Genomic DNA, 26,311 nt, shown 5'->3' with positions numbered 1-26,311 from the left:
CAGCGTTTCAGCGTCCTGGCGGTGCATTTTCTCAGAATATGGAAAGCGGGTCGCGGTATGGATGTAGCTTTTCATGCTAGGCAAATCAATTTTCGAGCGGCATTCCAGGTCGTTTCTTTGCCTCTCGCCAACCGGTCCATTTTTGCATTTAATCCCCACAGCACCCTAAAAGGAGACAGGGATGAACAAACTATGGCTGGTACTGGCCTTGTTCGCGGGCATCGCGCAGGCCGCTTGTCCTGCCTGGACGCCGGCCAGAGCAGAGCAGGAAATGAATGCGCTGGAAAATCAGCTCAGTGCATGGGATGACGCCTATTACCGGGCGGGCGAACAGAAAGTGCCGGACGATCGTTACGATGCGCTGGCACTTAAGTATCAGTCGTGGCAGCACTGCTTTGCCCCCGGCAGCGATCTTCGCCAGCCGGCGCTGGCCCGTAACGGCAAAGTCCTGCATCCGGTGGCTCACGTCGGGGTGAAAAAGGTGGCTGACCAGCAGGCGCTTTCACGGTGGATGGCGGGAAAAGACGCGCTCTGGGTGCAACCCAAGGTAGACGGTGTGGCCGTTACCCTGCATTACAAACGGGGAAAACTGGCTCAGGTGATCAGTCGCGGAAATGGATTGCAGGGAGAAGACTGGACGGAAAAAGCCCGCTTTATCCCCGATATTCCCCAACAGATCGCGCTGGGGTCTGACAGCCTCGTTTTGCAGGGCGAGCTTTACCTGAAGATGACCGATCACCAACAGACGTTACTGGGCGGCCTGAATGCCCGTGCCACGGTAGCGGGGGCCATGCGGCGCAACACCCCTACAGATACGCTGAACAGGCTGGGTATCTTTATCTGGGCGTGGCCCGACGGACCGGCAACCTTGCGGGAAAGGATCGAAAGGCTCAGCGAAGCGGGCTTTCCAATGATGGGCGAGTGGAGTAAACCGGTTCGCTCTGCGGAAGAAGTCGCTGGCTGGCGTGAACGTTGGTTTGCTCAACCGTTACCCTTTGTCACCGACGGCGTGGTGGTCCATAGCCAACCTGTTAAAGGCGCTTACTGGCAGCCCGGCGAGAACGCCTGGTCGGTGGCCTGGAAATATCCTCCCGCCACGGTGACCACGGAAGTCCGTTCGGTGGATTTTCCGATTGGGCGCACCGGGAAAATAAGTACGGTGCTGAATCTTGTCCCGGTAAAGCTGGATGATAAGCAGGTCAGTCGGGTAAATGTCGGTTCGTTCAACCGCTGGCGGGAGGCGGACATTGTCGCCGGCGATCAGGTTGCGGTCAGCCTGGCGGGGCAAGGCATTCCACGGCTGGATGAGGTGGTCTGGCGTGTGGCCGATCGCACGCTTCCCGCGTTACCTGATGCGACCTTATTCCATCCCCTGAGCTGTTTTAGCCTGACGCCTGTTTGTCGTCAGCAGCTTCTGGCCCGGCTTGTCTGGCTGAGTGGCAGGGCCGCCTTAACTCTATCTGGTGCCAGCGAAAGCACCTGGCAGCGGATTATGCAGTCCGGCCAGCTCACTCACCTTTTCTCCTGGCTGACGTTAACGGCAGAACAGTTAAGCCAGATCGCCGGTATTACCCCGGCAAGGGCGAATCAGCTCTATCACCAGTTCAACCAGACCCATCAGCAACCTTTTAAACGCTGGGTCAGGGCGTTAGGCGTGCCGGTTCCCAACAAGGCGTTAGATGCGCTGGATGATGACAACTGGCAGAGCCTGCTCTCGCGGAAAGTTGCCGACTGGCAGCGCCTGCCAGAGATAGGCGAAAGGCGTGCGGGTCAGATCGTGACCTTCCTTCAGCATCCCGATGTGCAGGCGCTGATCGCTTTTCTCTCAACACATCTTCAGCAATCGATCAGTGTTCAGCATGAGGGTAATTGAAAATGGGCAGGCCAAGCTTAAATCGCAGTGCCAGCAGACGGGCAATAAAGCCGAAGAGCAGGGTCGCGGTGATCACCACTTCGTGGGAAAGCGGGGTCTTCAACAGCAGGATATAGATCCAGCCAGAGGCGAAAGCGATGCCGGCATACAGTTCTTTCTGGAACACTAACGGGATGCGGTTGCAGAACATATCGCGCAGCACGCCGCCAAACACGCCGGTAATGACCGCGCAGATTGCCGCAATGATCGGCGCATGGCCCATATCCAGCGCGACTTTTGTGCCGATGATGGAGAACACCACCAGGCCAAGCGCATCCAGCACCAGGAACACTTTGCGCAGGTGCGGCATCAGATGGGCTAATTGGGTGGTGACGACGGCCGCTGCGGCCACAATGATGATATAGACCGGATGCTGCACCCAGCCAAGTGGATAATGGCCTAGCAGCATATCCCGCACCGACCCGCCGCCAATGGCGGTGACCGAGGCGATAATGATGACGCCGAACATATCCATTTTGCGCCGCCCGGCTGCCAGCGCGCCGGTCATGGCTTCAGCGGTGATACCGATGATGTAGAGAACAGTAAGTAACATAGCCAGCTCCAGAGTGATCGCCGGCAAGCCTGCAGGATCTGCAGCAGATTGACGATTGAATTTTTTTAAGGCGAATTCAGCTAAATTAGATTAGCTAATCCGAATTGTCATCAGGATATAAATGGGAGAGTGCAATGAATAAGCCATTTACCATCGTTATGCCGTTGTATCAGGGAATTACGCAGTTAGATTTCACCGGTCCTTATCAGTTTTTTTCCCGCCTGCCGGATGCAAAAGTTGTGGTGGCATCACTTGGCGCTGAGCCTGTCGTTGTGGAAAGCTTCAGCTTTTCCGGCCTTGCTGCCCTGGATGAGATTACCGAATGCGATCTGCTCTGTGTGCCGGGCGGCACCTGCACTAACGCGATCGAGAATGCCGACTTTCTCGCTGCCATTCGACGCTTAGGGTTGAATGCCAGCTACGTGACGTCAGTCTGTACGGGTTCAATGATCCTCGCAGCCGCTGGCTTGCTGAAGGGGAAAAGAGCCGCCTGTCACTGGGCATGGCGTGATTCGCTGGCGCTGTTTGGCGCGATCCCGGATAACGAGCGCGTGGTGAAGGATGGGCACATCATTACCGGCGGTGGCGTGACCGCAGGAATTGATTTTGCGCTGGTGGTGATTGCCGAAATTGCCGGAGAAGAGATGGCGCAGTCAATTCAGCTTGGCCTTGAGTACGCACCGCAGCCGCCTTTCAATGCCGGACGACCTGAAACGGCGCCTCCCGCTGTCAGAGAGAGAGTGATGGCGCGGATGCAAAAAGTGGTGGAGGAAAAAATGCCGATCCTCGAAAAAGCGGCCCGCGAGCTCAACTGACGATCGCCCCGACGTCCCTGTCCGGACCGACGCATCGGCGCCGGGCAGGCAACTTTCACACTAAGATTCCGGCATCTTTCAGGATTAGTTCTTCTTCACAAACTCTGATTTCAACTTCATCGGGCCAAAACCATCAATTTTGCAGTCAATATTGTGGTCGCCTTCCACCAGACGAATGCTTTTAACTCGGGTGCCGATTTTTAGCGGGGTTGAGCTGCCTTTCACTTTTAAATCTTTAATCACCGTGACGCTGTCGCCATCGGCCAACAGGTTGCCGTTAGCATCTTTCACAATCAGCGCGTCATCAGACGCGGCTTCAGCCCCTTCGGACCAGACGTGACCGCACTCAGGGCAATTGAAGAGCGCGCCATCCTGCCAGGTATATTCAGAGTGACACTTCGGGCAGGGAGGAAGGGTTTGCATAATAAGCCTCAAAATAATCCATAGAAAATAAGGGGGCATTTTAGCCTGGCGGCTGGCGTAAGCCCACAAAAAACGCCGATGCAGGTCCGGAAGGCGTCATTGCGCAACCTTCCGTACCGCTTTGACATAAAGGAGTTACCGGTATCACAGAAATAAGAAATCATAAAAATGGAACGAGATCCCGCAATTGAGCCTTCCTCGCCTCAACTCTATAACTAAACGTCAGTTTCCCTTAAGGCTTCCAGGCCACGATCTGCAACCCTTAACAACAGGCGTGCCATCTATGAAAGAGACGTTATCGGTAAAAGAAAAAATTAGCTACGGCCTCGGCGATATGGCCAGCCATATTGGTCTCGAAAATGTGATCATTTTCCTGACCTTTTATTATACCGATGTGGTGGGATTGCCCGCCGTCTTCGTCGGAACGATGTTCCTGCTTGCGCGCGCGGCTGATGCCATCATCGATCCCCTGATGGGCCTCATTGCGGACCGCACCAAAACGCGCTGGGGTAAATTTCGCCCCTGGTTGCTGTGGCTGGCTGTGCCGTTTGGTGCCAGTTGTCTGTTGATCTACGCCGTGCCGGAATCCCTCTCGCTGAGCGGAAAAATGATTTTTGCCAGCGTGACTTACGTAGCGATGATGCTGATGTACACCGCCATCAACATTCCTTATTGCTCGATGGGCGCGATCATCACGTCGGATAATGAAGAGCGCATTTCGCTGCAATCCTACCGTTTTTTCCTCGCGACCCTCGGCGGCGCGATGTCCACTTTCCTGATGATGCCGCTCGCCCAGTATATTGGCGGCGAAGATAAACTGGCCGGTTATCGGGGGGCGATGGCCATCATGGCTGGCGCAACCGTCTTTATGTTCCTGATCTGTTTCAGAAATACCAGGGAGCGTATCCAGGCACCGGCCAGCCACGAAAACTTTATCAGCGACCTGCGCGACTTACTGCGTAACGACCAGTGGCGTGTTGTGGCGGGTCTGGTGTTTTTCAACATTGCTTTTGGCGTTATCAGGCTCGGCGCCATGATGTATTACGTGACCTATCACCTGGGCAATCCCAGCTATTTTATGTGGCTGCTGGGGGCACACATCGTCGGCAAAAGCGCGGGCAGTGCGCTGTGTAAACCCCTGACCACCGGCCGCAGTAAGGTGCAGGTATTCAGGCTGGCTGCCTGGGCCGCAGGCCTACTAAGTATCGCGATCTTCTTCCTGCCCGCCTCCATCAGTCTGCTGGTGGTGATGGTGGTACTGGTTTCCACCTTCTACCAAATTACCACCACCCTGATGTGGGTGATGATGTCTGATGTGGTCGATTACGGTGAATACACTCAGGGAAAACGTATGGACGGCACCATCTTCTCCACGCTGCTTTCCATCTTGAAAATGGGCATGGCGGTGAGCGGAGCGATCGTCGGCTGGACGCTGGGCCTGAGCGGCTACATTCCCCATGCTGAGATGCAAAACCCGGTCGCCATGTCCGCCATTATCGCGTTGTTCAGCCTGGTTCCCGGCGTGCTTTCAATTCTCAGCGCGCTGACGCTGCGTTGGTACATGCTGAGCGATGCCACGATGGCTGACGTTAATACCTCGAAAAGATCGCTACAAAGCGATCGTTACTAATCAGGAGTTTCTATGAGCGAGTTAATCGCAGAGCAGCGCCGTATTCTGTGGCATTTCGATCGACAAACGCTGGTTGTTGAACCCTGGGGGAAGAACAGCCTGCGCGTTCGCGCCACCTGCTTACCGCCGATCAAAGATGAATGCTGGGCACTGTTACCAGACCCGCAAGAGACACCCGTGTCGATCACGGAAGGGCCGGAAACCCTGAGCATCACCCACGGCAATTTAAAAGCGGTGCTGAACATCAAAGGCCAGCTGGCTTTTTATAACCAGCACGGTGAATTACTGCTGGAAGAGTTCTGGCGCCAGCGCACCACGGTGGGCATTGGCGCCAGCGAAAAGAATCAGGATAAGTACATCAGCGCGCTGAAGCTGGATGCCCGTGAGTTCCGTCCTATTCCCGGTGGAAAATATCAGCTGACCGTCCGCTTTGAAGCCCGGCCGGAAGAGAAAATCTATGGCATGGGCCAGTATCAGCAACCCTGGTTAGACCTGAAAGGCTGCACGTTAGAGTTGGCGCAGCGTAATTCCCAGGCCAGCGTGCCCTTTATGCTCTCCAGCCTGGGTTATGGGCTGCTGTGGAATAATCCGGCTATTGGTGAGGCGACCTTCGCGAAAAATGGGACCGAGTGGCAGGCCAAAGTGACTGAGCAGATGGATTACTGGATCACTGCCGGTGAGACGCCTGCGGAAATCGTCCGTCAATATGGCGCCGTAACAGGCACTGCGCCAAAAATGCCGGAATTCGCCACCGGTTTTTGGCAATGCAAATTACGTTACCGAACCCAACAGGAAGTGTTGGAGGTGGCACGTGAGTATCATCGTCGTCACCTGCCATTGTCTGTAATCGTTATCGACTTCTTCCACTGGCCGAATCAGGGTACCTGGTGCTTCGATCCCAAAGACTGGCCAGATCCGAAGGCGATGGTCGCCGAGTTGAAATCGCTGGGCATCGAAACGATGGTATCAGTGTGGCCAACCGTCGACAGCCGCACCGAAAATTATCAAGAGATGAAGTCCAAAGGCTATCTGGTGAATACCGATCGCGGCGTGTCGGTCAATCTGGATTTTATGGGCAACACCACCTTCTTCGATGCAACACATCCTGAGGCACGGCGGTTTGTCTGGGAGAAGGTAAAACAGAATTACTATGACCTGGGTATCAAGCTGTTCTGGCTGGATGAAGCCGAGCCGGAATACCGCGCCTATGATTTTGATAACTATCGCTATCATCTCGGTCCGGTGCTTGAGGTCGGTAATATCTATCCGCAGAAGTTTGCTGCCGGTTTCTATGATGGGCTGAAAGAGCAGGGAGAAACCGACATCGTCAATCTGGTTCGTTGTGCCTGGGCAGGTAGCCAGCGCTATGGCGTACTGGCATGGTCTGGCGATATCCATTCCTCTTTCCATTCACTCCGCAACCAGATTGCCGCCGGCCTGAACATGGGGATGGCAGGTATTCCCTGGTGGACCACCGATATCGGCGGATTTCAGGGCGGTAACGTTAACGATCCTGCCTTCCAGGAGTTGCTGATCCGGTGGTTCCAGTGGGGCGTTTTCTGCCCGGTTTTCCGTCTGCATGGCTACCGGGAACCACAGATCCAACCTCCTGAGGCCTGGCGAGACGGTATTGCCCAATGTAATAGCGGGTCGCCGAATGAGGTCTGGAGCTACGGTGAGGATAACTATCAGATCATGCGCCACTGGCTGCTGGTTCGTGAAAAGCTGCGTCCTTACATCAACCGCATGATGGATGTGGCTCATGAGCAGGGCGATCCGGTGATGCGTGCCATGTTCTACGCATTCCCTGAACAGAGTGAAAGCTGGCAGGTGGAAGATCAGTACATGTTTGGGCCCGATATCCTGGTGGCACCCATTCTTCACCAGGGACAGCGCGAACGCCGTGTCTGGCTGCCTGCGGGGACGACCTGGCGTGAGTTAAACGGGGAGCAGCATGAAGGCGGTCAATGGATAGGCGTTGCCGCGCCGCTCGACGCAATTCCCGTGCTGGTGCGTGATGGCTCGCAGGTTCAGCAAGAGCTGGGGGAGTATGTGACGCGTTAAGTGTTGGAATGATCGTGAAGTCAGGTGAAAGCCCACTGAACAGTGGGCTTTGTACGCATGGACGCGGTTATTCGATGTTTTGGATTTGCTCGCGCATCTGCTCAATCAGCACTTTCAGCTCGATGGCGGAGGTGGTGATCTCGGCATTGATCGATTTAGAGGCCAGGGTGTTCGACTCGCGGTTGAACTCCTGCATCATAAAGTCGAGACGGCGGCCAACGGCTTCCTTCTTCTTCAGGATGTTGTAGGTCTCTTTAACGTGCGCTTCCAGACGATCCAGCTCTTCAGCCACGTCAACACGCTGTGCCAGCATGATCAGTTCCTGCTCAACGCGGTTGCTGTCCAGCTGTACCTGCGCATCTTCCAGCTTGCTGACCAGCCGCTCGCGCTGCCATTTCAACACGTCTGGCATCTGCGTTCGCACCTTGCCGATTTCCGTCGTCACGCCTTCAAGACGTTGTTCAATCATCGCTTTCAGCGCCGTGCCTTCTGTCTCACGGGAAGTGATAAAGTCTTCCAGTGCGGTATCCAGCGACGTTAACAGCTCGGCGGAAATAGCATCCAAATCCTGCTCTTCGGCAGACATCACGCCAGGCCAGCGCAGAATATCAACCGGGTTGATTTCCCCTTCATCGCTCTGCATTTTGACCCAGTTAGCGGCCTGAACCAGCTGAACAGCCAGCTTTTCATTCAGCACCAACGCGCTCTGCGCGCTGGGATCGGCGTCAAAACGCAGGTTGCATTCGATTTTACCGCGGGTCAGGCGGTTACGGATGCGCTCACGGATCACCGGCTCCAGGCCACGGAACTGCTCCGGCAGGCGGATGTAGGTTTCTAAATAGCGCTGGTTAACGGAACGAAGTTCCCAGGCTGCGTTGCCCCATTCGCCTTTGGTTTCACGCCGCGCGTAGGCGGTCATACTGCGGATCATGTGCGTACCCGTTTTCTGAGAAAGATAAACGGATTATAGCGGCGCAAGCCAGGCCTTAACAGGCATTCGGCTAAACTCAATGAAATCAGCGATCGTCACTGGTTTTTTACCCGGGCCAGCTTATGATGCAGTTACCCGTAATCTGCATCAGGAACTTCATGAAAACCTCTTCCGTTATTGCTGTGGCTGTCGCCTTTACCCTCAGCGGCTGCATGGCTTCCAGCCAGCAAACTACCGTGACCCCCGCCAGCTGCCAGGTGGGCGATGCCATGCAGCAAACCACGCTTTATTTTGGTCTGAGCCGGCCTCATGGCGCGGATATCACTCACGCTGAATGGCAATCGTTTGTCGACAGCGAGGTTACGCCACGCTTCAAAGATGGCCTGACGGTATTTGATGCCAAAGGTCAGTGGCTGGGAGAAGACGGCAAGGTGGCACGAGAGGGCAGTAAGGCGTTGATGCTGATCCATGCGCCAGGCAAGCAGTATCAGCAGAATATTGAAGCGCTGCGCACGCGTTACAAGCAGCGCTTCCAGCAGGAGTCGGTGATGCGGGTGGATAGCCTGGTCTGTGTCGGCTTTTAAGTTCAGCCCGGCATCACGCCGGGCTGGTTGTCAGATTACAACACCAAACCGGCAAAGGCGGCTGACAGCAGGCTGACCAGCGTCGACCCGTAGACCAGCTTCAGACCAAAGCGGGAAACCACGTTGCCCTGCTGTTCGTTCAGGCCTTTGATCGCGCCCGCGACAATGCCAATGGAAGCAAAGTTGGCGAACGAAACCAGGAAGACGGAGAGGATGCCAAGCCCGCGAGGTGAAAGCTCCGCCGCGATTTTCTTCAGCTCAATCATTGCCACAAACTCATTTGCCACCAGTTTGGTCGCCATGATACTGGCTGCTCGCAGCGCATCCGGGGCCGGAATGCCTATCAACCAGGCAAATGGCCAGAAGATGTAGCCGAGGATTTCCTGGAAGCTGATGCCAAACAGGCTGGAGAAGATGGCGTTGACCGCAGCAATCAGCGCAATAAAGCCAATCAGCATCGCCATAATAATCATCGCCACCTTAAAGCCGGCAAGAATGTATTCCCCCAGCATTTCAAAGAAGCTCTGATCTTCGTGCAGCTTTTCCAGTTTGATTTCCGGCTCGTCGCCTGGCACCGTCGGATTGATGATCGACAGGATAATAAAGGTGCTGAACATGTTAAGCAGCAAAGCCGCCACCACGTAGCGCGGTTCAATCATCGACATATAGGCGCCAACAATCGACAGTGACACCGTCGACATCGCCGCCGCCGCCATTGAATACAGGCGGCGAGGGGAGATATCAGCCAGAATGCCTTTATAGGCGATAAAGTTCTCAGACTGGCCGAGGATCAGGGTACTGACCGCGTTAAACGACTCCAGTTTGCCCATCCCGTTCACTTTCGACAGAACCGTGCCAACCAGACGGATCAGCAGCGGCAAAATACGCAGGTGCTGCAAAATCCCGATCAGTGCCGAGATAAAGATGATCGGGCAGAGCACACCCAGGAAGATGAAGGCCAGACCCTGACTTGCCATGCCACCAAAGACGAACTCCGATCCTTGCCCGGCAAATTTCAGCAGGGTTTCAAAGAATCCGGACACCGCGGTGACCAGCGTCAGGCCACTGGACGCGTGCAGGAAGAACCAGGCCAGCGCGGCTTCAATCACGACCAGCTGAAGGATCACCCGAGGGCGGATTTTTTTACGGTCGTTACTGAACAGCAACGCCAGGCAAAAGATGACCACAAGGGCCAGAAGAAAATGAAGTACGTCAGGCATTTCAATGATGTCCGGCAGACTAATGAGAGAAGGCAGCATTTAGCCACAACTTGCCGCGCTTTTCACTCTGCGTTGCGCTGCGCTGCAATTTTAGACGTAAGAAAGTCATCTCAGGCATAAGAAACGCCGTCTGCATCAGGCGAACGTAGGCATTCGGCGGTGAAATCCGTATAATGCGCAGCCAATACTGATTTGCTAGCCGGAGAGAAACCATGCGTCCTGCAGGCCGTAGCGCACAACAAGTGCGCCCTGTCACACTGACCCGTCATTACACCAAACATGCTGAAGGTTCAGTTCTGGTTGAATTCGGTGATACCAAAGTGCTGTGTACCGCCACCATCGAAGAAGGCGTACCGCGTTTTCTGAAAGGTCAGGGACAAGGCTGGGTAACCGCTGAGTACGGCATGCTGCCGCGCGCGACCCACAGCCGTAATGCCCGCGAAGCCGCGAAAGGTAAGCAGGGTGGCCGCACGCTGGAAATTCAACGTCTGATCGCCCGCTCTTTGCGTGCGGCGCTGGATTTGAAGGCGCTGGGTGAATTCACCATCACCCTGGACTGTGACGTGCTGCAGGCGGATGGCGGAACCCGTACCGCCTCCATCACCGGTGCCTGCGTGGCGCTGGCCGATGCCCTTAACCATCTGGTCTCTATCGGCAAGCTGAAAACCAATCCAATGAAAGGGATGGTGGCCGCCATTTCCGTCGGTATCGTTAACGGCGAAGCGCTGTGCGACCTGGAATACGTCGAAGACTCCGCCGCTGAAACCGACATGAATGTGGTGATGACGGAAGATGGCCGCATGATTGAAGTGCAGGGCACCGCAGAAGGCGAGCCCTTCAGCCACGATGAGCTGCTCCAGCTGCTTGCTCTGGCAAGAGGGGGAATTGATTCCCTGATTCTGGCGCAGAAAGCAGCGCTGAAAGACTGATTTTATGAGGCGACCCGTGAGTCGCCTTTTTTATGACAAGCAGAGGACCAAGACATGAAAGCCTGGCAGCGCCAATTTATCGAATTCGCCATCAACAAGCAGGTGCTGAAGTTTGGTGAGTTCACGCTGAAATCAGGGCGCACCAGCCCTTATTTCTTCAATGCTGGCCTGTTCAATACGGGCCGCGATCTGGCGTTACTTGGGCGTTTCTATGCCCAGGCGCTGGTAGATTCCGGTATTGATTTCGACCTGGTTTTTGGTCCGGCGTACAAAGGTATCCCAATTGCGACCACCACCGCCGTCGCGCTGGCCGACCATCACGATCGCGATGTGCCTTATTGCTTCAACCGTAAAGAAGCCAAGACGCACGGTGAAGGTGGCACGTTGGTGGGCAGCCCGTTGCAGGGGCGCATTATGCTGGTGGACGATGTGATCACGGCCGGTACCGCCATCCGCGAATCGATGGAGATCATTTCAGCAAGTCATGCCACGCTGGCTGGCGTGCTGATTTCGCTGGATCGTCAGGAACGCGGACGTGGCAAGGAGTCAGCCATTCAGGAAGTTGAGCGGGATTACGGCTGTAAGGTCATTTCGATTATTACGCTGGAAGAGCTGATTGCTTATCTGGAAGAGAAGCCGGAGATGGCAGACCATCTGGTGGCGGTTCGTGCTTACCGTAAAGAGTACGGTATCTAAGATTGTCGCGGGTCAGATCCCTCTGACCCGCAGTCTGTTTATACCAGCTGAGACGCCAGCAAGGGCCAGCGGGTATCAAAGTCTACCGTTGGACGGTAGCGGAAGCCGGAACGGACAAAGCGGGAAAGCAAGCCTTCACAGAACGCCAGCAGTTGACTGGCCAGCAGCGTTTCATCGGTCACAAAACCCTCGCCTTCCCGCAATTTCTGCTCGCGAAGCACCTGACGCAGCTGCACTTCAATGCGCTCGAACAGCTGATTGATTCGTCCCTGCAGACGGTCCTGTTCAAACATCAGTGCATGGCCGGTCAGAATGCGCGTTAAACCCGGATTACGCTCACCAAAACCCAGAATTAACTGGATAATCAGACGCAGACGCGGCAGCGTCTCTTTTTCGTCTTTCAGAATCAGATTGATGCGCGTAATCAGGCTGTCTTCAATGAACTCGATCAGGCTGTCAAACATCCGGGTTTTGCTGGGGAAATGGCGATACAGCGCCGCTTCCGAAACCCCAACGTTGGCGGCCAGTTTGGCCGTGGTGATCCGCTGACTGCCATCGCTTGATTCCAGCATTTGCGCCAGAGCCTGCAATATTTCTTCGCGACGATTCCTTTTCGCACTCTTTTTCTCTGCCATGACCTGAAAAACCCCTGAAATATCACTTTAATAGGGCAGTAGCCCACGCAACGTCCGTGAGCAAAGCGCTCACGGCGAAAATAAGGATAAGTGACTGGCTAACGATCTGCAGGCAGACGCTTACTGGCGACCAGAGTGACCAAAGCCACCTTCTCCGCGATCGCTGGTATCAAAGTCTTCTACCAGATTGAATTCAGCCTGAACGACCGGCACGAAGACCATCTGAGCGATGCGCTCGCCGGGTTCAATGTTGAAGGCTTCCTGACTACGGTTCCAGACGGAAACCATCAGCTGGCCCTGGTAATCCGAATCGATCAGACCGACCAGATTACCCAACACCACGCCATGTTTATGGCCAAGGCCAGAGCGGGGAAGAATGACTGCTGCCAGTTGCGGGTCGCCAATGTGAATAGCCAGACCGGTTGGCACCAGCGTGGTGGCGCCTGGTGCCAGTAAAATGGCTTCATCCAGGCAGGCGCGCAGGTCAAGACCTGCCGATCCAGAGGTGGCGTAGGTGGGTAATGGGAAGTCTTTACCCACACGCGCATCTAAAATCTTAACGTCGATTTTTTTCATCATAACGGCTGACTATCTCGTCTAGTAACTGTTGGCCAAGGAGTGACTTATCGCTGAGCGGTAAGACTTTCTCTCCCTCCTGCCAAAAAAGGTGCAGAGCATTGGTATCACTGTTGAAACCCTGCCCGGCTTTCGAAACATCGTTGGCGCAGATTAAATCCAGGTTTTTACGGACCCGTTTTTGTTGCGCGTATTCTTCCACATTCTGGGTTTCTGCCGCAAACCCTACGACGTAAGGGCGGCCCTCCTGCATGTGCGCGACCCCTGCAACGATGTCGGGGTTTTTTACCATTTTGAGGGTGACTTCATCACCCTGTTTTTTGATTTTATCTGGCGCAACTTCAGCGGCACGATAGTCTGCAACGGCTGCCGTGCCAATAAAAATATGTTGTTTAGCGGCGCTTGCCATCACCGCATGTTGCATCTCTAACGCGGTTAACACGTCGGTGCGTTTAACCCATTGCGGCGTGTTTAATGCCACAGGACCACTGATCAAGGTGACGTTTGCGCCCCGTTTTGCCGCCGCGGCGGCAATCGCGAAGCCCATCTTACCTGAGCTGTGGTTAGTAATGAACCGAACCGGATCCAGCGATTCACGGGTGGGACCGGCGGTGATCATAATGTTGAGATGTTTCAGATCGTTGACGGGTGAAGACCAGTTCACCGCTTCATCCACAATCGCCAGCGGATCTAACATCCGGCCTGGACCGACATCACCACAGGCCTGGCTGCCGCTGTCCGGCCCCCAAATCAGCACACCCCGCTGTGCCAGCACCTGCAAATTATGCTCGGTGGCCGGTGCCCGGTACATCTGCTGATTCATTGCCGGCACCACGGCAATCGGTGCCGGTGTGGCGAGGCAGATGGTGGTCACGAGGTCATTTGCCATCCCTGCCGTCACCCGCGCAATAAGGTCCGCTGTAGCGGGTGCCAGGATCACCAAATCGGCCCATTTCCCCAGCTCGATGTGCCCCATCGCCGCTTCCGCTGCCGGATCGAGCAGGTCATCAGATACCGGATAGCCAGAAACAGCCTGCAGGCTAAGCGGTGTGATAAAGGCTTTTGCCGCTTCCGTCATCACCACGCGCACCTCAGCCCCGCGATCGCGCAGGCGCCTGACCAGTTCGGGTGCTTTATAGGCTGCGATACCGCCGCTTACGCCCAGAACAATGTGTTTACCGGTTAATCCCGTCATCTTGCTATCCGCCCTGTAGAGTCAGACTGGCGCGGCTCACTGCCGCCACAATGCCGCTATTTTACCATACTCATCCGGCGGTGCCTGTTAGCACTCTGTAGCCTTTGCGAGACAATTCGCAGAGTCAGACCGGAAGGGTGGAAAAGTACTGTATATAATGCCATGCTTTTTCGGGCTGAGGAAGAAGGGATACGCAAGATGAAACAGTGGACGGAGTTACCGCCGAGAGAAAAATTACTGGTGAAAGGCGTTGAGGCATTGAACGATACCGAATTACTTGCGCTGTTTTTACGCACGGGATCGGGCGGTGTGCATGTGATGGCGCTGGCGCAGCAGCTGATAGGGACATTTGGCTCGTTATACCATTTGATGACGGCAGACCGGACGGCATTTGATCGGGTTAAAGGGATAGGTGATGCAAAATATACCCAGATCAATGCGATAGCCGAGTTAGCCCGCCGTTTCTTTTCCAGTATTCCAGTTCAGGAGCGCCAGCTGGCGGGCGGGACGGCCGATATGCTTACCTTTTTTATTAGTCAACTAGCGCACCGTGAGCGAGAAATTTTTATGGTGGCGTTTCTTGATAACCAGCACCGGATGATTCACGCGTGCGAAATGTTTGCCGGAACCTTAAATAGCGTCGAAGTTCATCCACGGGAAATCGTCAAAGAAGCGCTGGCGAAAAATGCGGCTGCGCTGATTCTGGCGCATAATCATCCCTCCGGGATTGCCCGCCCCAGTAGGGCTGACCATCAGGTCACGCGGCGAATTGTCGCGGCCTGCCAGTTAATGAATATTCACGTATTGGACCATATTGTCATTGGGCACGGCGAGTCGGTCTCTTTTGCCGAACGCGGGTGGATGTAGCCCACCCGGTTCGGCTAAAAGCTCATTTTTTGTCCCGAGTTAAGAACGGTTAAGTGTTCAAATGAAGCTATTTTGCACGATCCAGAGGGATCTTTATCTGTTCGGGACTTGAGCAGCGGCGGCGCAGGGCGTATACTACGCCACCTTTGAGAATCTCGGGTTTGGCAAATAGGCCTACTCAGCGGGTTCACATTGAACTCGCCTGGAGGGTCTTAGAGCCTGACGAGGCGGCCAAAACCTTATTTTTAAAGCTCGAGCTGATTTGATTTTTGGAGAATAGACATGTCACGAGTCTGCCAAGTAACTGGCAAGCGTCCGGTATCGGGTAACAACCGCTCCCACGCAATGAACGCGACGAAACGCCGTTTCCTGCCGAACCTGCACTCTCACCGTTTTTGGGTTGAGAGCGAAAAGCGCTTCGTTACACTGCGCGTCACTGCCAAAGGCATGCGCGTAATTGATAAAAAGGGTATTGAGACGGTCCTGGCCGATCTGCGTACCCGCGGTGAGAAGTACTAAGGTAAAGGAACTGAATCATGGCTAAAGGTATTCGTGAGAAGATCAAGCTGGTTTCTTCTGCTGGGACAGGTCACTTCTATACCACCACGAAGAACAAGCGTACTAAGCCGGAAAAATTGGAATTGAAGAAATTTGATCCAGTTGTCCGCCAGCACGTGATCTATAAAGAAGCTAAAATCAAGTAATTGATTTCAGTGGATGAAAAACCCGGCTTCGGCCGGGTTTTTTGTTTTTAAAAAAGGATAACGGACCTTAACGGGAGGCAAGTACATGCCGGAGTTACCTGAAGTCGAAACCAGCCGCCGCGGCATTGAACCGCATCTGGTGGGCGCCACTATTCTTCATGCTATTGTCCGCAATGACCGCCTGCGTTGGCCGGTTTCCCTCGAAATTCAGAGCCTCAGCGATCAACCGGTGCTCAGCGTGCAACGCCGTGCCAAGTATCTGCTGATTGAGCTGCCGCATGGCTGGATCATCATTCACCTGGGAATGTCCGGTAGCCTGCGCGTGCTGCCCGAAGAGCTTCCCCCTGCCAAACATGACCACGTCGATCTGGTGATGAGCAACGGTAAGGTCCTGCGTTATACCGATCCTCGCCGCTTTGGTGCCTGGCTGTGGTGCACGGATTTAGCCGCGAGCAATGTGCTGGCCCATCTTGGCCCGGAACCCCTGCATGATGCCTTCTCGGCGGAGTATCTGTTTGATAAGTCGAGAAACAAGCGGACGCCGGTTAAACCCTGGCTGATGGATAACAAACTGGTGGTGGGAGTGGGGAATATTTACGCCAGCGAATCCCTGTTTGTTGCCGGGATCCATCCCGATCGTCCGGCCATGACCCTGACTCAGGACGAAGCGGCTTTGCTGGTGAAAACCATCAAGGCGGTACTGCTACGTTCAATTGAGCAAGGGGGAACAACGCTGCGTGATTTTCTGCAGACGGACGGTAAGCCGGGTTATTTCGCGCAGGAGTTGCAGGTGTATGGTCGGGCAGGCGAACCCTGTCGGGTCTGTGCCACGCCGATTAAGAGCGCGAAGCACGCCCAGCGCAGTACCTTTTATTGTCCGACCTGTCAGAAATAAGGCTTAGAGTTTAGCCTGCAGCGCGTCAAAAACGGGCTGCGGTAGAAAGGCGCTCACATCACCTTTGTGACGCGCCACTTCTTTCACCAGCGAAGAAGAGATAAACGAGTACTGCTCTGAAGGCATCAAAAACACGCTCTCCAGCTCCGGCAACAGATGGCGGTTCATGTGGGCCAGCTGCATCTCATATTCAAAGTCAGAGACGGCCCTCAGGCCTCTTACCAGCACATTGGCTTGCTGATCGCGGGCAAAGTTCGCCATCAAATCACTGAATCCCACCACCTCCACGTTCGGCAAATGGGCTACCACCTGCTGCGCCAGGCTTACGCGCTCTTCCAGCGTGAACATCGGTTTCTTGCTGGGACTGGCCGCGATAGCCAGTACGATACGGTCAAACATCAACGCGGCTCGCGTCACGATATCCAGATGGCCATTGGTCATCGGATCAAAGGTGCCAGGATAAATCGCTTTGGTGCTCATAGACCGCCCTTGCCGGAAGCGTGAGAAGAGTTATTCAGCGCCCAAAGCGCCGCGTATTTATTGAAGGTGTACTGCGCATTGACGACCGCCAGCAGCCAGCCCTGTTTGCCATCCAGAAAACCTGCACGCAAAACCAGCGTTTTGAAGAAGGCGCCGATGGTGTGCGTAAAGATGGAAACAATGCCGCAGCGCTTGCCCTGATGATAGCGCTGTTTTGCCCAGGCCTCCGCGTAGGCGAACTGTTTCCACTGGAAGGCAGAAAAGTCACGACAGGTCAGATGCAGAAGATCGCCTTTCAGCGCAGTCACGGCAACGCCTTGGGTGTCGAGCGACTCATGCACCTGGTGATCGTTGTATTGATAGCGGGAAGGATAGAGGCGGGTGACCCGGTCCGGATACCAGCCGCTGTGGCGCATAAAGCGGCCTAAAAACAGGTTACGGCGACCCAGACTGTACACCGCGTCAGCTGAGGCGGGGCTTGTTAGCACGGCCTCTATCGAAGCGCGCAGCTGTTGCGTCACGCGCTCATCGCTGTCGATCATCAAAATCATCGGATGGCTGGCATAACTCTGCGCCAGCTGACGCTGACGGCCATAGCCGTGCCATTCCGTGGAGTGAAAGACTTTTGCGCCGTGTCGGGCAGCAACCTGGGGTGTGCCATCACTGCTACCTGAGTCGAGCAGGACGATCTCATCGGCCCAGCTCACGGACTCCAGACATTCTGGCAGCAGGTCAGCCGCGTTTTTGGCGATCAGCACGACTGAAAGAGCCTGGCGTGAAGACATTTAGTGATTCCGCTGTGGCAGATGGGGTTCGAGTAACTGTAGCAGACGCTGCAGCGCACCCTGGTTCTGATGCAGCACTTCGACGGCATGACGGCCATAGTAAAGGCGATAATCTTCGTCGGTCAGCAGCGTACCAATTTCTTTATCCAGCGAGTCCGCATCGGTGACGGTAATCAGGCCGTCAGCCTGCTGCAGCTTGGCGCAGATATCTTTGAAATTGAGGGTATAAGGTCCCATCAACACCGGGATAGCATGTGCGGCCGCTTCCAGCGGATTGTGGCCGCCACGATCGACCAGGCTGCCGCCAACAAAGGCCACATCGGCAATGCCGTAAAGCAGCATCAGTTCACCCATCGTATCGCCAATCACCACCTGCGTGCTGCCTGACGGGATCTCGCCACTGCTGCGAAGGGTGTAGCTGAGTCCGGCTTTCTGCGTCAGTTCGCGGGCGGTAGAAAAACGCTCCGGATGACGGGGAACCAGAATTAACAATAAATTGGGGAAACGCGTCAGCAGCTTACGGTGCGCATCCAGAATAATGCTCTCTTCGCCATCATGCGTACTGGTGGCAATCCACACCGGACGGCGAGGTGCCCACTGGCGACGCAGGGTAATCGCTCTGGCGGCCAGTTCTGGCGTGACGGAGATATCAAACTTCAGGCTGCCGGTCACCGTCAGCTGCGAGCGTTTTAAGCCAAGGCTGATAAAGCGTTCGCCATCTTCCTGATTCTGCGCGGCAATCAGCGTAATGCGTTGCAGCAGCCGTTGCATAAATTTGCCGAGTTTTTTGTAGCCCTTTGCAGAGCGTTCTGACAGGCGGGCATTGGCGATCACCAGCGGGATCTTTCGTTTGTGCAGCAGCGCGATCATGTTCGGCCACAGCTCGGTTTCCATAATGATCACCAGACGCGGGTTCACATTATCGAGGAAGCGGTTCATCGAGCCGGGGAGATCGTAGGGCAGATAAACATGGTGCACATCTTTGCCAAACGCTGAGGCTGCGCGTTCAGAGCCGGTTGGCGTCATGGTGGTGACGGTGATTGGCATCGAGGGATAGCGATGGCGCAACGCCCGCACCAGCGGGACCGCAGCCAGCGTCTCACCGACAGAAACGGAGTGCAGCAAAATACCGTCTGGCTTCACTTTGCCGGCGCAATAGCCATAGCGTTCTGCCCAACGTTTGCGGTAGGCGGGAGCCTTCCGGCCGCGGAGCCAGAGCCGGAGCCAAATCAGGGGCTGAATGAGGTAAAGCAGAACGGTATAAAGTGTTGTCATCACAGTGTTTATTCAGAGTGGAGAGACTCGCGCCAGAGTATGCCAGAAAAGAGGAATAATACGGCATGTTAGCAGATAAGTCGTCTCCGCTCACACTTCTTATCAGGGCTGCTGCAACACTTGTTGATATAGCACATGAAGCTGCGTGGCAAGCTGTTGCGGAGAGCAGGGCAGGACCCTTTCCCGGGCAAGATCGCCCATCCGGCTGTCCAGCGTGCGTTGTGGGATGGCAACGGCCGCCGCCGTCAACGCCGGCACGTCCAACGCATCACAGACAAACCCTTGTTTACCATCGACAATGAATTCCGCACCGCCACAGGTAAAACTGGTGATGACCGGTAATCCGCAGGCCATCGCTTCCAGAATGACGTTAGGGAAGGGATCGTACAGCGTAGGCAGAATCAAGCTGTCAGCGGCGTGATAGAAGGGGATGACGTTGTTCTGCACGCCCAGGAAATGAATGCGTTTTTCGCATCCCAGGCTGCGCGCGAGGTTTTCGTAACGTGATTGCTGCTTGTCCTGCCCGATCACCAACAGGTGCGCATCGGTCGCTGCCAGCGCGCTGATACTGGCCTTAAGACCTTTGCGTTCAAAGCCTGAACCGACATAGATAAACACTTTCGCATTATCCGGCAGGTTAAGCTGCTCACGAGACTGCTGACGTTGCTCGGCGGTTGCGGGCATAAAGCGCGTGGAGTCGATGGCATTATAAATCACCGCAAACTTCTCTTCGGGTACCTGGAAGCAGCGCATGATGTCGTTTTTCACCATCAGCGAATTGCAGATGATCTTTTTAAGCGCAGGGGAGCGGAACATCTCTTCTTCTGCGGTCATCACATAGCGGTGATAACGGCTTACCTGCGTCAGCAATCGCTGCACCGGAGACACGACCCGGGCGCGCTGTTCCAGCCACACCCGGTGCACGCCGTCGCCGGCGCGGAAAATATCGCAGCCCGCAATACGCTCGTGACTTTGCACGATATCAAACTTCTCCTGCTGCCAGCAGGCCCGTGCGGCCACGGCAAAGCCACGTTCGCGGGAGATCCGGCCCCACTTTTTCGGGTTGCAGATATGCAGGTGCCACTCTGGCTTGGGTTCTCCCTGCCAGCTGCGGGTAATGATGTTTAATTCCAGGCTATCGTCATCCAGCGCTTCCAGCGCACGTGAGATAAACCGCTCGGCGCCGCCATCGGGGCGATATTTCTGGCGCACTATGGCCAGTCTGACCTTACTCATCCAGATAATTCCTTGCGGCTTTCACCACGTCTTCAAGTGGGATAGCGCTGAGATAACGCGTTTCCGTTTTGGTATCGATGCTGTCCGGTGAGGGCAGCGGCGCATAGTCACCCGCCCAGATCACCTTGTTGTTGTCGCCCCACGGCCGCCATTGCTTCAGCTTGGTTGGGCCAAACAGCGCAATACAGGGCGTATCCAGCGCGGCAGCCATATGCATCGGGGCGGAATCGACGCCGATAAACAGGTTGGCATGGTCAATCAGCGCGGCTAACTGCGGCAGAGTCAGTTTACCTGCCAGAGAGATGGCCTGGCGGTTCTGGCATAGCGAGAGAATATTGTCGATCATCGCCAGCTCTTTCTTATCTGGCGCAGCGGTCAGCACAATATCCATTTCATCTGAGGCAAGACGGTCAATCAGCCCAGCCATTTTATTGTCTTCCCAGCACTTGAACAGCCAGCGGGACGTGGGCTGAATCACAATATAAGGTTTACGGGTTGGCTGAAGCTGTTCCAGCTGAGTGCGGGTGGTTTCCCAGTCGCTCTCACTGTAGTGCATTGCGGCCGGAAAGCCGTGGAAAGGGATGTTTAGCGGCGTTAACGCCATCAGGTTTTGTTCAACCGTATGCAGATTTGCATGCTGTTCAGTGGTGGCCCGATGGGTATGCGCCAGGCGCCAGATGGCATTGCGACGCTTATGGTAATCAAAACCAATCCTGACTTTCGCACCCGAGAAGGCGGTAATAATGGCGCTGCGCCACTGGTCCGCGAGGTTGACCACCAGGTCGTAATGACACTGGCGAACGGCGGAGACTAACGCCACCTCATGCCGGATGTGCTGCCAGGCACCCTCTTTTTTCCAGTTACGATCGATAAAGTGGATCTGTCGAATGTCCGGATGCGCCTGCAGCATCGGGCGCGTCTCTTTATACAAAAGCACGTCAATACTGGCATCGGGATATTGCTGGCGCAGGGCGTGGATCACCGGGGTGGTCAGCAGCATATCGCCATGATGGCGGAGTTTGATCAGCAGAATGGTTTTTGGCGTAAACAACGGGCTGATTTGCGGAGTAGCCATGCTCATGAGATCTCAATGTTGAGTTGACCCACTGCAAGGAGGGGCCTGCCAGTAAAAATGTCGACGGGTTTCATCATTAGCCTTTCCGCCAGCGATAAATTCGGCTCAGCCACAGCAGCAACTGGTACCACTGCTGCACGCCACGCGCATTTCGCAGCATTCTGCCCGGCGTTTTACTGGCGATCAGGTCCGCTATCATCGCCTGTCGGGCGGCCGCATCGGGTTCGCGGCGAATAGAGTGGCACACGGTCAGGGCTTCTTTCGTGACCTGCCGATACAACGGCGCAGACAGCTTTACGGTGTTTTTATAGCGCTGGTTAATCTCATCCAGCATCCGCGCGATTTTAAGATAGTGGCGCTGATATTCCACATTCCGCATTCCCGTGCGCTTCTGATTACTGATTGACTGATCGTGTACGTAATAACGGTACATCACCTCGTCGGTATACCGCACCCGACGGGCATTCAGCATCAGTTCAGTGGTCCACGGGATATCCTGATGATGCAGGCCGGGCTCAAACTGTAGGTTAAGTTGGTCAATCAATACACGGCGGTAAACGCCCAGCCAGACAACATGCAGATAGCGATTGGTCGCCAGGGCCTTGCCGAGCCATTCAGCGCCGCTAAGAACGCCGGTGGATTGTAAACGGTCTTTAGGGATCAGCGGTTTGGCTTTATCCCCGTCCCAAAAAACGCGTTCTGCATTGCACTGGGCGATATCCAGATCGTCGGCGTTGGCCATGGCGATCAGTTTTTCATACATATCAGGTGCAAGGGTGTCGTCAGCATCGGGGAAGGTCACGTAGCGGCCTGTCGCTATTGCCATCCCGGCGTTGCGGGCGCGAGATACGCCGCCATTTTGCTGATCGATAACCCGAACGTGCGGATACTCAGCGGCATACTGATGCGCCATCGCGGCTGACTCGTCAGTTGAACCATCATTAACAATAATGACTTCAAGGGATTGCAACGTTTGAGCCAGTAATGAAGCCATGAAAGCCTCAAAGCTTTTCCCGGCATTGTACATCGGGATAACCACGCTCAGTTCAGGCGCGGCGGGATCGGAATGCGGCATCATACTCAGGGTAAAATCTTCTCTTCGTGAGTCAATTGAGGCTTGCGGGCACTCACAAAATCATGGATATCATCCAGCTTACGCTTATCCAGTTCAAACAGTTGTTCGGCAGGATGATTGAATTTGTAGAGCGCCTGAAAAACAAAGGAGGTTGGCGCAATATGGTTCGGCCCGATCAGCAGAACATCGCCTAATGGCCGTTGTTCTTCTACGCAGCAGGGACCATAAATCAGCACCACTGGCACATTCTGCGCGTCAGCAATATAAACATTGCCGGAGTCCGATGCCACGTAGATATCCATCTGCTCGATCGCATAGGGCAATCCCTCCAGCGAGACCTTGCCAATCATGTTGACCAGGTTGTCGAGTTCACCAACCACCTTATTGAGCTCATTTAAGCGAGGAAGTTCATTCGGTGAACCAAATACATAGAACAGGCAGGGCAGGTCGCTCAGACGATCGAATAGGCTTTTCCAGATAACCGGGGGAATGGTTTTCGCCTGATTTCCGGCCGAGATGCTGATGCCGATTTTAATTTTGTCCGTCCTGAACAGCTCTTCCGGCGTATTGACGGGTTGCACTAACGGCAGCGTCGCATGCTTGGGATAGCTCTCTTTGGTCAGCGAGCGGTCGGCCAGTTTCAGGTAGTTTTCCAGCGTCAGCGTGTTTTTCTCATGCTCCACCGTGCCGCTGGCGGTGAGATAAAAAATCCCCTGATACCAGCGACGGCGATACATCGACAGAAACTGTTTATTCTCCGCATTACAGCAGGCGGCATAGAACAGATTGGCGTTGTTAGGATGCAGCAGATAGACGTTGCGATAGCGGTTCATCAACCTGATGGCCAGCTTCAGTTTGGCCATCGTGCTGGATTTATGCTCTTCAACGTAAAAAATCTCGTCCAGAGTGGCATCATTACGGGCAAGCGGCGCGACTGAGGTGCTGAGCAGGGCGTCGCTATGCTTAAGATGCTGCATCAACGGGGTGATGTTGATGAAGTCCCCTATCTTTGCCGTCTGAATGATCAGATTACGGTTGCTTGTGTTCTTACCCAGCTTTTTCCATAGCTTAAGCGGTAAGAGCAGCAAAAATAACAATACATAATTCACGCTCTGTTCTCCCTGAGCGAGCTGAAAGTTCCACGGAAGAGGATCTGGGTAAGCGTACGTCCCATTGTCAGCCGTATTGATGAGGTCAAGCTTTTCACTGAGCTCAGATATCCGTTCCTGTTAATGAGCGTTATCATGGGCCAAAACCTTCAATGATGAGTAAACAAAAAGTGGCTTCAGGTTGTCTTCGCCCTGATGTTGTGGGCTGATTTTAACGCTGAAACGAATGACAGTGCAGCAGGACTTTGTTAATTACGATTAATTAAATCAAGGTACTGTCTGCAAACAGCCTCAATACTGTAAGCATCGACATCAGGCTTAAGCATTATGGGTGGATGAAGATAAATATCCCGCATTGTCGCCGCCAGCGAATCGTCATTCATTTCTGCCAACCCCCGCGATAATTCGCCGGTCAGGATGCTGACGGGGCCACCCGGGCAGCGGGTGCTGACCACCGGCGTATGGCAAATTAATGCTTCGACTAATACGTTGCCAAACCCTTCGCTGTCCGAGCTAACGACCAACAGCTTCGCATGACGGATGTAGGGATAGGGATTGCTGATAAATCCCTTAAAAATGACACGCTTGCTGATGCCTAAGTCAATAGCCAAATCTTTAATCGCGCGGGTAGCCTCGCTACTTCCCTGGCCAATTAACACCAGCGGCGCTTCGAGGCCACTTATGGCGTAGGCGCGTAACAGCCGGTCATGGCGTTTGGTCGGATGAAAACGGCCCACATGGACCAGATAGTCCTTACCTTCCATCGAGCAGGGTTTCAGCGAAAGGGCTTCAATGGCCTCAAACTCAAAGGGATTAAATATCACCTGCTCACGTTTGGGCTGGATTTCAAACGAGCGCTTCAGGTCCTCCACGACGTATTGCGAGACGCCAATGATGTTTCGGCCCTGATAAATGCGGCGGATTTTGGCCTTTTTAAGCCACAGAGAGAAGCCTTTACGGCGGGCAAGGTATGAGGCAGAAAACACCCCATGCAGGCAGAACCAGGTCTTTTCAGGTTCAAGGTGCGGGCAGCGGCGTACGATGCGATCCGTCTTGTGCAGATGAGAAATCACCAAATCGAACGGGGTGTCGCTTGTCTCCGCCGCATGGATTTCTTTATCCAGCTGTGCAGCGCGGCGGCTCAGTTCGGTCAGTTTGCGCCACGGTTTTTTGCAGTTATCTTTGATCACCCGGAAATCCAGACCGGGCGGGATGGCGTACTCACACACCGAACGCAGTGAGAATAACGACACCCGATGTCCACGCTCCATCATCCCTTTTGCAAGAGTCAGCACGACTTTCTCAGCTCCCCCTCCGGGTAAGCCATCAATGATCATCAAAATGCGCTTGGACAATTTTTTACCCTTAGCCAGAAAAATACTGCGGAGAAGGCGCCGTAGCCTCTTTTGCCGCATAAATGCCGCTCATCTTTTTTTTGATTCAGGCGGATCCTTCTGCCAGAGCTGTGTAGATTATAATCGGGAAAACAAGCCGAACATCAGGGGCTTCCCAATGTACTCTTTTTTATTAGCTGTAGTTATCTTAGAAAATTAACAGGAAGAGTGCCACAGCATAATCCACTGACAATATTGCCTCGCGAATCTCTTTGCGTCTCTATTGTCCGCTGCGTAACATACCCGCAGACTAACCAGGAGTATGGAAACGGCATGACCACACCCGCATTTCTCATCACTATTGATACGGAAGGTGACAACCTGTGGCGCAATCGCTCGGGTATTGTTACCACCAAAAACGCGGGATATCTCGCACGTTTCCAGCAACTTTGCGAAAAATACGGTTTCAAACCGACCTGGCTGACCAACTATGAAATGGCCATCGACCCGGTTTACCAGGCATTCGCCCGTGATGTGATCGCCCGCGGAACCGGTGAAGTGGGGATGCATTTACATGCCTGGAACAGTCCGCCAGCGTACTCACTGACTGACGATGACTGGAAATTTCAGCCCTATCTGATCGAATATCCAGTTGATGAAATGCGCCGAAAAATCGCCTACATGACTGAGCTACTGGAAGAGACCTTTCAGACAAAAATGCTCAGCCATCGGGCCGGGCGTTGGGCGTTCAACCAGCAATATGCCCGGCTGCTGGTTGAGTTTGGCTATAAGGTAGACTGCTCCGTCACGCCTGGCGTGAACTGGCAGTTTTCTCCGGGTGCGCCGCAAGGCTCCGGCGGCACCAACTACACGCATTTCCCGCGCAATGCTTATTATGTGGATGCGGAAGATATTTCCCGTGAAGGCACCTCGCCGTTGCTGGAGGTGCCAATGAGCGTTCAATACAAGCATTCAGGATTGATGAACAGCCTGAAACAAGGCTATGACCGTTTACGCGGCAAGCAGCGCAGTCCGTCGGTTCACTGGCTGCGTCCGACGGGCGGTAACGTGCAGCAGATGATTGGCGTGGCTGAAAAAACGCTGGCTGCGGGGTCGGATTACGTTGAGTTTATGCTGCACTCGTCCGAATTTATGCCCGATGGCAGCCCGACCTTTAAAAATGAAGCGGATATCGATCGCCTTTATGACGATCTGGAGCAGTTGTTTAACTGGTTACATAGCCGGACCGTCGGGATGACGTTAACGGAATATGCGGCCACTAAAGCTCGTTGATGTGATAAACAGGACTCGGT

27 protein-coding genes are annotated in these 26,311 nt (G+C 54.5%); 12 read left to right on the top strand and 15 right to left on the bottom strand.

Features of this window, described 5'->3' with window-relative positions:
* Nucleotides 1–181: 181 nt before the first annotated feature.
* A complete protein-coding gene (ligB, locus tag ACXKZG_RS22450; protein ID WP_346568367.1) occupies nucleotides 182–1,873 on the top strand; it encodes an NAD-dependent DNA ligase LigB in 1,692 nt (563 codons plus the stop codon).
* Here the strand turns inward: ligB and ACXKZG_RS22445 are convergent.
* A complete protein-coding gene (locus tag ACXKZG_RS22445; protein ID WP_013200087.1) occupies nucleotides 1,848–2,465 on the bottom strand; it encodes a trimeric intracellular cation channel family protein in 618 nt (205 codons plus the stop codon). The genes ligB and ACXKZG_RS22445 overlap by 26 nt on opposite strands.
* Before the next feature lie 134 nt (nucleotides 2,466–2,599).
* On the opposite strand from ACXKZG_RS22445, the gene ACXKZG_RS22440 reads away from it, so the two are divergent.
* Nucleotides 2,600–3,280: a DJ-1/PfpI family protein gene (locus tag ACXKZG_RS22440; RefSeq protein ID WP_041691837.1), complete on the top strand. Its 681-nt coding sequence runs from the start codon at nucleotides 2,600–2,602 to the stop codon at nucleotides 3,278–3,280.
* A gap of 84 nt (nucleotides 3,281–3,364) precedes the next feature.
* Here ACXKZG_RS22440 and ACXKZG_RS22435 read toward each other — a convergent pair whose 3' ends face one another.
* Nucleotides 3,365–3,703 carry a zinc ribbon domain-containing protein YjdM gene (locus ACXKZG_RS22435; RefSeq protein ID WP_013200089.1) on the bottom strand — a complete coding sequence of 113 codons (339 nt, stop codon included), beginning with the start codon at nucleotides 3,701–3,703 and terminating at the stop codon, nucleotides 3,365–3,367.
* Nucleotides 3,704–3,986: 283 nt separating this feature from the next.
* On the opposite strand from ACXKZG_RS22435, the gene ACXKZG_RS22430 reads away from it, so the two are divergent.
* Both ACXKZG_RS22430 and ACXKZG_RS22425 read left to right on the top strand, forming a co-directional pair.
* Nucleotides 3,987–5,333: a glycoside-pentoside-hexuronide (GPH):cation symporter gene (locus tag ACXKZG_RS22430; protein ID WP_488875489.1), complete on the top strand. Its 1,347-nt coding sequence runs from the start codon at nucleotides 3,987–3,989 to the stop codon at nucleotides 5,331–5,333.
* Between the two features lie 12 nt (nucleotides 5,334–5,345).
* Nucleotides 5,346–7,397, top strand: a complete 2,052-nt coding sequence (locus tag ACXKZG_RS22425) for a glycoside hydrolase family 31 protein (RefSeq protein ID WP_488875488.1) — start codon at nucleotides 5,346–5,348, stop codon at nucleotides 7,395–7,397.
* Between the two features lie 67 nt (nucleotides 7,398–7,464).
* On the opposite strand, the gene ACXKZG_RS22420 is transcribed toward ACXKZG_RS22425, so the two are convergent.
* Nucleotides 7,465–8,328 carry a YicC/YloC family endoribonuclease gene (locus tag ACXKZG_RS22420; protein WP_488875487.1) on the bottom strand — a complete coding sequence of 288 codons (864 nt, stop codon included), beginning with the start codon at nucleotides 8,326–8,328 and terminating at the stop codon, nucleotides 7,465–7,467.
* A 158-nt stretch (nucleotides 8,329–8,486) separates the two neighbouring features.
* Here ACXKZG_RS22420 and ACXKZG_RS22415 point away from each other — a divergent pair, with 158 nt between their 5' ends.
* The gene (locus tag ACXKZG_RS22415; RefSeq protein ID WP_488875486.1) at nucleotides 8,487–8,912 is read left to right on the top strand and encodes a DUF3574 domain-containing protein; all 426 of its coding nucleotides are present in this window, start codon (nucleotides 8,487–8,489) and stop codon (nucleotides 8,910–8,912) included.
* 35 nt (nucleotides 8,913–8,947) lie between these two features.
* On the opposite strand, the gene ACXKZG_RS22410 is transcribed toward ACXKZG_RS22415, so the two are convergent.
* A complete protein-coding gene (locus ACXKZG_RS22410; RefSeq protein ID WP_013200094.1) occupies nucleotides 8,948–10,132 on the bottom strand; it encodes a NupC/NupG family nucleoside CNT transporter in 1,185 nt (394 codons plus the stop codon).
* A 212-nt stretch (nucleotides 10,133–10,344) separates the two neighbouring features.
* On the opposite strand from ACXKZG_RS22410, the gene rph reads away from it, so the two are divergent.
* Complete coding sequence (gene rph / locus ACXKZG_RS22405) at nucleotides 10,345–11,061, top strand: ribonuclease PH (RefSeq protein ID WP_013200095.1); 717 nt, start codon at nucleotides 10,345–10,347, stop codon at nucleotides 11,059–11,061.
* Between the two features lie 54 nt (nucleotides 11,062–11,115).
* Nucleotides 11,116–11,757 (top strand): orotate phosphoribosyltransferase, encoded by a 642-nt coding sequence (gene pyrE, locus ACXKZG_RS22400; RefSeq protein ID WP_013200096.1) that lies wholly within the window; start codon nucleotides 11,116–11,118, stop codon nucleotides 11,755–11,757.
* Between the two features lie 38 nt (nucleotides 11,758–11,795).
* Here the strand turns inward: pyrE and slmA are convergent, their stop codons facing one another.
* From slmA to coaBC, 3 genes are all read right to left on the bottom strand, one after another.
* Nucleotides 11,796–12,392 carry a nucleoid occlusion factor SlmA gene (gene slmA, locus ACXKZG_RS22395; RefSeq protein WP_013200097.1) on the bottom strand — a complete coding sequence of 199 codons (597 nt, stop codon included), beginning with the start codon at nucleotides 12,390–12,392 and terminating at the stop codon, nucleotides 11,796–11,798.
* 120 nt (nucleotides 12,393–12,512) lie between these two features.
* Nucleotides 12,513–12,971 carry a dUTP diphosphatase gene (gene dut / locus ACXKZG_RS22390; RefSeq protein ID WP_041691838.1) on the bottom strand — a complete coding sequence of 153 codons (459 nt, stop codon included), beginning with the start codon at nucleotides 12,969–12,971 and terminating at the stop codon, nucleotides 12,513–12,515.
* On the bottom strand, nucleotides 12,949–14,163 hold the full coding sequence (gene coaBC / locus ACXKZG_RS22385) for a bifunctional phosphopantothenoylcysteine decarboxylase/phosphopantothenate--cysteine ligase CoaBC (protein ID WP_013200099.1): 1,215 nt from the start codon (nucleotides 14,161–14,163) through the stop codon (nucleotides 12,949–12,951). The genes dut and coaBC overlap by 23 nt, the downstream gene beginning before the upstream one ends.
* Nucleotides 14,164–14,361: 198 nt before the next feature.
* Here coaBC and radC point away from each other — a divergent pair, with 198 nt between their 5' ends.
* From radC to mutM, 4 genes are all read left to right on the top strand, one after another.
* Nucleotides 14,362–15,030: a RadC family protein gene (radC, locus tag ACXKZG_RS22380; protein ID WP_151038604.1), complete on the top strand. Its 669-nt coding sequence runs from the start codon at nucleotides 14,362–14,364 to the stop codon at nucleotides 15,028–15,030.
* 282 nt (nucleotides 15,031–15,312) lie between these two features.
* The gene (rpmB, locus tag ACXKZG_RS22375) at nucleotides 15,313–15,549 is read left to right on the top strand and encodes a 50S ribosomal protein L28 (RefSeq protein ID WP_013200101.1); all 237 of its coding nucleotides are present in this window, start codon (nucleotides 15,313–15,315) and stop codon (nucleotides 15,547–15,549) included.
* Nucleotides 15,550–15,566: 17 nt separating this feature from the next.
* Nucleotides 15,567–15,734 carry a 50S ribosomal protein L33 gene (rpmG, locus tag ACXKZG_RS22370; RefSeq protein ID WP_001051798.1) on the top strand — a complete coding sequence of 56 codons (168 nt, stop codon included), beginning with the start codon at nucleotides 15,567–15,569 and terminating at the stop codon, nucleotides 15,732–15,734.
* Nucleotides 15,735–15,819: 85 nt separating this feature from the next.
* Nucleotides 15,820–16,629, top strand: coding sequence for a bifunctional DNA-formamidopyrimidine glycosylase/DNA-(apurinic or apyrimidinic site) lyase (gene mutM / locus ACXKZG_RS22365; RefSeq protein ID WP_013200102.1), 810 nt, complete (start codon nucleotides 15,820–15,822; stop codon nucleotides 16,627–16,629).
* 3 nt (nucleotides 16,630–16,632) lie between these two features.
* Here the strand turns inward: mutM and coaD are convergent, their stop codons facing one another.
* The 8 genes from coaD to ACXKZG_RS22325 all read right to left on the bottom strand — a co-directional run bounded on the left by coaD (nucleotide 16,633) and on the right by ACXKZG_RS22325 (nucleotide 25,019).
* A complete protein-coding gene (coaD, locus tag ACXKZG_RS22360; RefSeq protein ID WP_013200103.1) occupies nucleotides 16,633–17,109 on the bottom strand; it encodes a pantetheine-phosphate adenylyltransferase in 477 nt (158 codons plus the stop codon).
* Nucleotides 17,106–17,894, bottom strand: a complete 789-nt coding sequence (locus ACXKZG_RS22355; RefSeq protein ID WP_053145272.1) for a glycosyltransferase family 2 protein — start codon at nucleotides 17,892–17,894, stop codon at nucleotides 17,106–17,108. Before ACXKZG_RS22355 ends, coaD begins: the two co-directional genes overlap by 4 nt.
* Nucleotides 17,895–19,169, bottom strand: a complete 1,275-nt coding sequence (waaA, locus tag ACXKZG_RS22350; protein WP_041691839.1) for a lipid IV(A) 3-deoxy-D-manno-octulosonic acid transferase — start codon at nucleotides 19,167–19,169, stop codon at nucleotides 17,895–17,897. It lies immediately after the preceding gene.
* Between the two features lie 102 nt (nucleotides 19,170–19,271).
* Nucleotides 19,272–20,405: a glycosyltransferase family 4 protein gene (locus ACXKZG_RS22345; protein ID WP_488875485.1), complete on the bottom strand. Its 1,134-nt coding sequence runs from the start codon at nucleotides 20,403–20,405 to the stop codon at nucleotides 19,272–19,274.
* Nucleotides 20,398–21,480 (bottom strand): putative lipopolysaccharide heptosyltransferase III, encoded by a 1,083-nt coding sequence (gene rfaQ / locus ACXKZG_RS22340; protein ID WP_488876295.1) that lies wholly within the window; start codon nucleotides 21,478–21,480, stop codon nucleotides 20,398–20,400. Before rfaQ ends, ACXKZG_RS22345 begins: the two co-directional genes overlap by 8 nt.
* Nucleotides 21,481–21,556: 76 nt before the next feature.
* Nucleotides 21,557–22,507: a glycosyltransferase gene (locus tag ACXKZG_RS22335; RefSeq protein WP_488876294.1), complete on the bottom strand. Its 951-nt coding sequence runs from the start codon at nucleotides 22,505–22,507 to the stop codon at nucleotides 21,557–21,559.
* Nucleotides 22,508–22,560: 53 nt separating this feature from the next.
* Nucleotides 22,561–23,664 carry a glycosyltransferase family 9 protein gene (locus ACXKZG_RS22330; RefSeq protein WP_488875484.1) on the bottom strand — a complete coding sequence of 368 codons (1,104 nt, stop codon included), beginning with the start codon at nucleotides 23,662–23,664 and terminating at the stop codon, nucleotides 22,561–22,563.
* A gap of 248 nt (nucleotides 23,665–23,912) precedes the next feature.
* On the bottom strand, nucleotides 23,913–25,019 hold the full coding sequence (locus tag ACXKZG_RS22325; protein ID WP_488875483.1) for a glycosyltransferase: 1,107 nt from the start codon (nucleotides 25,017–25,019) through the stop codon (nucleotides 23,913–23,915).
* Nucleotides 25,020–25,331: 312 nt separating this feature from the next.
* On the opposite strand from ACXKZG_RS22325, the gene ACXKZG_RS22320 reads away from it, so the two are divergent.
* Complete coding sequence (locus ACXKZG_RS22320; RefSeq protein ID WP_488875482.1) at nucleotides 25,332–26,291, top strand: polysaccharide deacetylase family protein; 960 nt, start codon at nucleotides 25,332–25,334, stop codon at nucleotides 26,289–26,291.
* Nucleotides 26,292–26,311 lie beyond the last annotated feature (20 nt).

Source organism: Erwinia sp. 2186 (genome assembly GCF_057812255.1).
This window is presented reverse-complemented; position numbering and strand designations above follow the sequence as displayed.

What these genes read in the sequence shown, in the direction of transcription:
- rfaQ (WP_488876295.1), bottom strand. Translation starts at nt 21,480, where the DNA reads ATGGCTACTCCGCAAATCAGCCCGTTGTTTACGCCAAAAACCATTCTG.
- coaBC (WP_013200099.1), bottom strand. Translation starts at nt 14,163, where the DNA reads ATGACGGGATTAACCGGTAAACACATTGTTCTGGGCGTAAGCGGCGGT.
- ACXKZG_RS22435 (WP_013200089.1), bottom strand. Translation starts at nt 3,703, where the DNA reads ATGCAAACCCTTCCTCCCTGCCCGAAGTGTCACTCTGAATATACCTGG.
- rpmB (WP_013200101.1), top strand. Translation starts at nt 15,313, where the DNA reads ATGTCACGAGTCTGCCAAGTAACTGGCAAGCGTCCGGTATCGGGTAAC.
- dut (WP_041691838.1), bottom strand. Translation starts at nt 12,971, where the DNA reads ATGATGAAAAAAATCGACGTTAAGATTTTAGATGCGCGTGTGGGTAAA.
- ACXKZG_RS22335 (WP_488876294.1), bottom strand. Translation starts at nt 22,507, where the DNA reads ATGTACAATGCCGGGAAAAGCTTTGAGGCTTTCATGGCTTCATTACTG.
- ACXKZG_RS22445 (WP_013200087.1), bottom strand. Translation starts at nt 2,465, where the DNA reads ATGTTACTTACTGTTCTCTACATCATCGGTATCACCGCTGAAGCCATG.
- ACXKZG_RS22410 (WP_013200094.1), bottom strand. Translation starts at nt 10,132, where the DNA reads ATGCCTGACGTACTTCATTTTCTTCTGGCCCTTGTGGTCATCTTTTGC.
- slmA (WP_013200097.1), bottom strand. Translation starts at nt 12,392, where the DNA reads ATGGCAGAGAAAAAGAGTGCGAAAAGGAATCGTCGCGAAGAAATATTG.
- ACXKZG_RS22425 (WP_488875488.1), top strand. Translation starts at nt 5,346, where the DNA reads ATGAGCGAGTTAATCGCAGAGCAGCGCCGTATTCTGTGGCATTTCGAT.
- rph (WP_013200095.1), top strand. Translation starts at nt 10,345, where the DNA reads ATGCGTCCTGCAGGCCGTAGCGCACAACAAGTGCGCCCTGTCACACTG.
- ACXKZG_RS22320 (WP_488875482.1), top strand. Translation starts at nt 25,332, where the DNA reads ATGACCACACCCGCATTTCTCATCACTATTGATACGGAAGGTGACAAC.
- ligB (WP_346568367.1), top strand. Translation starts at nt 182, where the DNA reads ATGAACAAACTATGGCTGGTACTGGCCTTGTTCGCGGGCATCGCGCAG.
- mutM (WP_013200102.1), top strand. Translation starts at nt 15,820, where the DNA reads ATGCCGGAGTTACCTGAAGTCGAAACCAGCCGCCGCGGCATTGAACCG.
- rpmG (WP_001051798.1), top strand. Translation starts at nt 15,567, where the DNA reads ATGGCTAAAGGTATTCGTGAGAAGATCAAGCTGGTTTCTTCTGCTGGG.
- ACXKZG_RS22345 (WP_488875485.1), bottom strand. Translation starts at nt 20,405, where the DNA reads ATGAGTAAGGTCAGACTGGCCATAGTGCGCCAGAAATATCGCCCCGAT.
- coaD (WP_013200103.1), bottom strand. Translation starts at nt 17,109, where the DNA reads ATGAGCACCAAAGCGATTTATCCTGGCACCTTTGATCCGATGACCAAT.
- ACXKZG_RS22430 (WP_488875489.1), top strand. Translation starts at nt 3,987, where the DNA reads ATGAAAGAGACGTTATCGGTAAAAGAAAAAATTAGCTACGGCCTCGGC.
- radC (WP_151038604.1), top strand. Translation starts at nt 14,362, where the DNA reads ATGAAACAGTGGACGGAGTTACCGCCGAGAGAAAAATTACTGGTGAAA.
- waaA (WP_041691839.1), bottom strand. Translation starts at nt 19,169, where the DNA reads ATGACAACACTTTATACCGTTCTGCTTTACCTCATTCAGCCCCTGATT.
- pyrE (WP_013200096.1), top strand. Translation starts at nt 11,116, where the DNA reads ATGAAAGCCTGGCAGCGCCAATTTATCGAATTCGCCATCAACAAGCAG.
- ACXKZG_RS22355 (WP_053145272.1), bottom strand. Translation starts at nt 17,894, where the DNA reads ATGTCTTCACGCCAGGCTCTTTCAGTCGTGCTGATCGCCAAAAACGCG.
- ACXKZG_RS22440 (WP_041691837.1), top strand. Translation starts at nt 2,600, where the DNA reads ATGAATAAGCCATTTACCATCGTTATGCCGTTGTATCAGGGAATTACG.
- ACXKZG_RS22415 (WP_488875486.1), top strand. Translation starts at nt 8,487, where the DNA reads ATGAAAACCTCTTCCGTTATTGCTGTGGCTGTCGCCTTTACCCTCAGC.
- ACXKZG_RS22420 (WP_488875487.1), bottom strand. Translation starts at nt 8,328, where the DNA reads ATGATCCGCAGTATGACCGCCTACGCGCGGCGTGAAACCAAAGGCGAA.